This window comes from Lactiplantibacillus sp. 30.2.29 (genome assembly GCF_018991255.1).
GTDB lineage: Bacteria > Bacillota > Bacilli > Lactobacillales > Lactobacillaceae > Lactiplantibacillus > Lactiplantibacillus pentosus.
Genome location: NZ_JAGYGU010000037.1, coordinates 21,813 through 27,812 on the forward strand (window position 1 = coordinate 21,813; position 6,000 = coordinate 27,812).

Annotated in this window: 3 protein-coding genes; all 3 read left to right on the top strand. The window is 45.8% G+C overall.

Going from position 1 to position 6,000, the window contains the following annotated elements; all coding sequences use genetic code 11:
* Positions 1 to 60 precede the first annotated feature (60 nt).
* The 3 genes from KGF65_RS14825 to KGF65_RS14835 are packed head-to-tail and all read left to right on the top strand — an operon-like array spanning position 61 to position 5,938.
* A complete protein-coding gene (locus KGF65_RS14825; protein ID WP_216788223.1) occupies positions 61 to 2,181 on the top strand; it encodes a hypothetical protein in 2,121 nt (706 codons plus the stop codon).
* Between the two features lie 9 nt (positions 2,182 to 2,190).
* Positions 2,191 to 2,970 (top strand): class A sortase, encoded by a 780-nt coding sequence (locus tag KGF65_RS14830; protein WP_216788224.1) that lies wholly within the window; start codon positions 2,191 to 2,193, stop codon positions 2,968 to 2,970.
* A gap of 28 nt (positions 2,971 to 2,998) precedes the next feature.
* Positions 2,999 to 5,938 (top strand): isopeptide-forming domain-containing fimbrial protein, encoded by a 2,940-nt coding sequence (locus KGF65_RS14835; RefSeq protein ID WP_216788225.1) that lies wholly within the window; start codon positions 2,999 to 3,001, stop codon positions 5,936 to 5,938.
* Positions 5,939 to 6,000 lie beyond the last annotated feature (62 nt).

The following is a 6,000-nucleotide window of genomic DNA, read 5'->3' on the forward strand; positions in this document are numbered from 1 at the left end:
AACGAAGACGTTACTACCCCGTTTAATACATAACCCGCAAGTTTGAAAGGAGTTAACAACATGGCATTATTTAAAAAACGCGCGAAGTTACAAGAGCCATTTGTACTGGAATTTAGTAAGGGGGATAGTCAAAAATTACGGCACGATGCCGTTGTAGTTGAGTTGATTGAAGAATTGGGCCAACAAGAACGCGTGGCCCGGTCAGGAATTATCCAGCAACTACCATTGATGACGTTGAACGTGGCTTGTCAGTTGTTCCAACGCCTACGGGAGCACGTGATTGACCAAGGGGACCCCATGAGTTTTGAAACGATTACCGTGTTACAACGGCAAGCAGCTGGTCGGGGGTTTAAATATGAGCCCTATGTGCGGGTGGGGCAATTTACTTTAGATCGTGACTATCGTGATTTTACCGGGGCCGTGGTCAACAGTATCTTCAATGCACCAGAGTTTGCGGACATTGATTATGATGATAAGCGGACTTGGGCCAGTGAGTTTATGGCGGCTTATCAAGCCGCCAATCCCGATCAACAAGTTGTGGCCTTAGTACCAAGTGAAGCCCAAGCTGAGGCTGATGACTTTCACGTCCGGTATGCAGGGTTAGATGAGATGGTTCAACCAGTTACCACTGAGACCGCCGTGAACACTCCAACCAGTGACACAGAAAATAAGCCAGCCAGTCAGGTAGCTGAAATAGAAAAGCCAGCAAAAATAAAACCTGCGGTAGCAGCTACATCAGCGAGGGACACAACGAGTCAGCCAACCAGTTCGGGTGATCGTACAGGTGAGCGTAAAGCTGGGTCTAATGAACCAACCAGTCAAGCGGAAAGTAGTTCAACGGCTAAACCGGAAAAAATGCCGGTGATACCTAAGCCGTCTCGGATTGGCCAAATAAAAGTGCCCCAGTTTAAGGTGCAAAATTTGGCGGCAGTGCCCGAGGCCGATCAACAATACGTCGCTTATCAAGTTGAACAAAAGAAGCGCCATAGCAATACTTACTTGCGCACACTCGAACAACGGCTCAATGCCGACGCAACACAGGACTTAGTGAGTTATAGCGAACAACAGCGGCAAGCGGTGGCTAAACAGTTACGGGACTATCAGGCCCAACATGATCCGCAGGCCGATTTGCGGGAAACAATCCAAGCTCAAGTGGCCCAAAGTAAAGCCCAAACCGAGGCTAAGGTATTGGCCGATTTGAAGTCTAAGTGTGACGTTGACGTGCAACAAATTCAAGCGGACGCCGAACGGGCCGTGACGCAACGCCAAGCTGAGTATGAGCAACAAGTGCAAGCGACTAAGCAAGACTTAGATACCAAGGCCGTGCACGACGCTAACGAGCGCTATGCTAGTGAACTGAAAGCTCGGCAGACAGTTTTAAAGCAACAATTGGCCAGCTTAAAGCATGAATTAGACCAGCAAACGCGAGCGGATTATAACCGCCGTGTTGGGAAATTGGTGGCCAATAACCAAAATATTGCCGGGACGGTTTATCAGAATCTGGCCAAAAAGTTGGACGAATACGCCTTAGAAGTGACGAAAGTGCATCTAAATGCGGTTGAAACCCAAGCCAGTGCTGATCGCGCCAAATTCAACTTAGTTGATGTCCAACAGCTGGAGCACAAGTTAGATCGGACGATATCTGAGAAACAAACAGTTACCCAGGAAAAAGCAGACTTGCAAAAACTGTTACAAACGCAAACAACGGAATTGACGCAGCTGAAGCAACAATCCGGGCAGGTTCAACCGCCGGCGGCGAGTAGTCAGTTAGAGCAGCTATTAGCCGCGCAATTGGCAACTAAACAACAACCAACTCCAGCTAAGTCGGTTGAGAGCGAGCCACAGCCTAAGACACTACAGAAAGTGGGTTTGGGCCTAGGAACTGCGGTGGGATTGGCGGTACTGGGTGGTGGTGGCTTGTGGGCCTATCACGATCATCAACAAGTGGCCCAAGCCTTAACAACCAATCAACAACAATTGCGGCAAGCCCAATCGAATACAGCGTCATTAAACCGGCAATATTATCAATTGAGTCAACATAATACGGCCTTAAAAGGACAAGTTTCAGCGGCACAGCAGGATAAAAAAACGGCACAGGCAGAGGCTAGTCAAACTAAGGCGCAATTAACTAAAGCCCAAGCCACCGCCAAATCAGCGGCTAAAAAAACGAGTGAAAAGTAGGTGTGAGTGATGAAATGGATTAAGCAACATCAGCTGTGGTCGGCTTTAATTGGTATCGTCAGTCTAATCGTACTGATTGGCGGCGGGATATGGGGCTGGGCGCAGTACCAAGCTCATGAAATGACCACTGAGTATGTGCAGACGCAAAAGCGACTGGGACGTAAAAGCAATCGGCAATTACAAGGGCAGTTAAAGCAAACGGTGAGTGGTCGAACAGGGCGAGTAGCTAAAGCTAGTCAGAGCCAGACGCTACCGCAGCGCTATACGGAAAATAACAACGCCGGTGTCACTAATCAGGATTATCAACAACTATTGAAAACCCAGCGTAAAGCCAAAAAGGTAGGCTTAGAAGGTCAGCAAGTGGCCTACGTGAAAGTGCCCTCAATTGGGCTAGCGTTACCGATTTATCAAGGGACGAATCAATATACGTTAAGTTTAGGGGCGACAACTTACTTTGCCCATCAGCAGATGGGACAAGGCAATTACGTGTTAGCTGGTCATAATATGACGATGTCGGGGGTGCTATTCTCAAATGTGCCCCTAATTGAAATGGGTGCGACGGTGAACTTGATTAGTGCTACCAAGGTTTATCACTACCGGGTTAACCGGCTGTTGACTGGTAAAAAAGCAGTTACCCCTAACCAGACCTATATTAACGGTAGTCCAGTCAGCACTAGCGTGTTATATCAACAACCTAAACAAGCCATGGTCACGTTGTTTACTTGTAATGCGACGGGGTCAATGCGGGAGGTGGTGCAAGGCAACTTAACCAGCACGAGCGCAGAATAGTTCAATTAAAAAAGAGGAGTGGTGGACGATGAATCCCAAAATAACCGCAGAAGTAAAGCTTTATGGTAAGAAGATGTTAGTTTTGTCAGCTTTAACCTTGACGATAGCCCCATTAGTCGCAGTTGGTAACCAGCGTGGCATGACAGCACGCGCTGATAGCACTGGGAACGGTAGTCAAACTAACGGGTTGAAAGTTAACGTTGATGATAAAGCCCTTCAAACCGCGGTCACACAAGCCAAAGCGGCCGGCGTTAACGTGACGCAAAAGGCCACTAAAAATTCGGTCGCAACGAGTGGCCAAGCGACGCAAGCGCAAAAAGATATTGCGACAGATTACAACAACCAAGCGACCGCATTAGCCAAAGTGACGGCGACGCAAAAGGCCGCAATGGATAAGTACAATACCGCAGAGGCTCAATATCAAAAGGATTTGGCAGCGTGGGAAGCTTATATGAAAGATCCGGAATATACCAACAGTACGCAGTGGTCTAAACAGACATTACAAGACTTGATTGGTAATAATCCCGCTAATGTGACGTATGTCTCTAACTCGACTAATAAAATGAAGCTGGATTATGGCAACGTTAGTAAGATGACAGCCGCGCAATTTAAGACTTTCCTAGAAACGTATAAGGGTGGCAGTACCACTAGCAGTGTTGATAATAAAAATGGCACGTGGGTAGTCTTGAAAGTTGGGTCAACATTCACATATCAATCACCATTCGTTGATGTTTCAACAGGCAAGCCAGTTGATGTTAAATTTACAGTTGATAAATTGGATAACCAAAAGACTTCCGCATATGCTTATTTAAGCAAATACGCGATGGGCGCTAATTTAGCAACCCCTAATTTGTATGGGCATTATAAGGTCAATTTTTATGATCATGCTTCGGGCAAACTGGTCACTTTAAAGGAAGCCCTAATTGGTATGGGCGACTTAGATGCCAGTCAATATGTTAAATTTGATGGCCAGGCTGTAAAGACGATTTATGGTGATAAGGTGACCAAGGTTAGCGATGATAGCTATAAGGCTCATGATGATACAGCATATGACGATTCAGAAACCGGGACCCAGGTTTGGCGGCGATTAGACAATGTAAGTGGTTTTAGTTATACGTGGGGGCAAGCGATTGACCATTGGTCAGCTCCTTATCAATCTGATGATTATTTTGCGGTTGGCAATATTGATTTTTCTATCAAGCTAAAGCCTAAACCGGTCGCCCCAACCAAGCCTAAAGCAGAAACGGCTAGTTACCAATTAACTGATTTGATGGTCACCCCAAGTAATCATAAAGATGTCACTGCCGGTGATAATCAGGGGAAGGACACAGCTTCCATTAATGGTAAGACTGTGGATAAGGGCGATACCTTGACTTATCCGCTAACCAATTCTGATTTGCCAGCTAATCGAACTGATGACATTAAGAGTTATGTGCTGACTGATAAGGTTCAAAAAGAACTCACAGTCAACCAGGCGGAAACCGTCAAAGCTAATACTAAGAATTGGGACGTAAAGGTTGACGGTCAAACGGTCACTTATACCGCTAAAGCGGACTTGTTAAAGACGATGAATGCCGACAAGAGCAAGGCCTATGCGGTACCAGAAGCTAAGTTAGTCACAACCGTCAATGCCGACAATGTGACGGTCAAGAACAATTTCACCACCAAAATCAATGATGTAACGACAGATTCAAACACACCAAGTAACCCAGTTGAGAAGCTCTCACCATCGTTGGTGGCTAAGCGCGTGGAAGATGCCCAAGGCAAGCTTGCAACAACGAGTGACAACGTTAATATCTTGACGGGTAAGGACGTTTACTTTGATATTTTCAATCAGTACGATAACAACTCACATACTGACGATTTAACAGATACCGATCAATTGCCGAAAGCTGCGAAAGTTGATACCAGTAAGATCAAGGTGATGATGAGCGATGGGAAGGCCGACGCCTTTAGCATGACGGCTGATAAGCTCACGGGGCTGAGCTATACGAAAGACGTGACCAGCGATGTTACGATTGCTTATAAGGACGGTAAGTTAACCGTGACGCCGAAAGCTGGTAAGAAAGCTGAGTTTAAAAATCAACAAACGAAAGTGCGGTTTGCGGCGAGTCTACCTAAGGAAAAAGCTGATAGTCAACTAACGAAGAAAGATGGCGACTACGTTTGGCATAATAAAGTCGCTAAGGGCAATCAAACGTCCAATAACGTTGATTATAATGCTGAAAAAGACCCTGATTTGATCGCTAAGAAGGTCGAAACCAAGGACGGCAAGTTAGCCGATAACGTAGCCAATGCCAATATTATCAACGCCAAAACCGTGCCTTTCAACATTTTCAATCAGTATAACAATTTAGGTGAAACTCAGTATATGACCGATACTGATCAACTGCCGAAAGCTGCGAAAGTTGATTTGAAAGCGGTGAAAGTCTATCTAGCTGATACCACAACAACCGATACCAATTCATCATCTAAGGTCGATGACCAGTCCTCAACCGCAATGAGTGCTAGTTCGTCAGCTAAGACTGATGATCAGTCAACATCAAAGACTAGCAAGATTGATGCTAAAACAATGACTAAGGAAAAACTAGCGACATTGACTTACACTAAAGATGTGACCGCTGATTTCACAGTCAAATTTGAGAACGGTCAGCTAACCGTGACGCCAAAAGCTGATAAAATCGCTGAGTATGCTGGTAAGCAAACTAAAACACGCTTTGTTGCGAGTTTGCCAAGCGACAAAGCTGATCGTGAGTTGACCAAGCAAGGTCAGACCTATACTTGGAATAACCAAGCCTCTAACGGTAAGGACAAGACCAGCACGGTTAAGTATCATACCGACAAGCCGGTAACTCCGGCCAAACCAACGACTCCAGCACCTAAGCCAACGGTTACTAAAGTAGTTAAGATGGCCCAAACTGGTCATCACCAAACCTGGTTTGATCGAATGGTGGCTTGGTTCAAATAATTGCTAGTCTGAGGTTCAGCACGTATACTAAAGATATTAAGGAATGACCGATGGCCAAAATA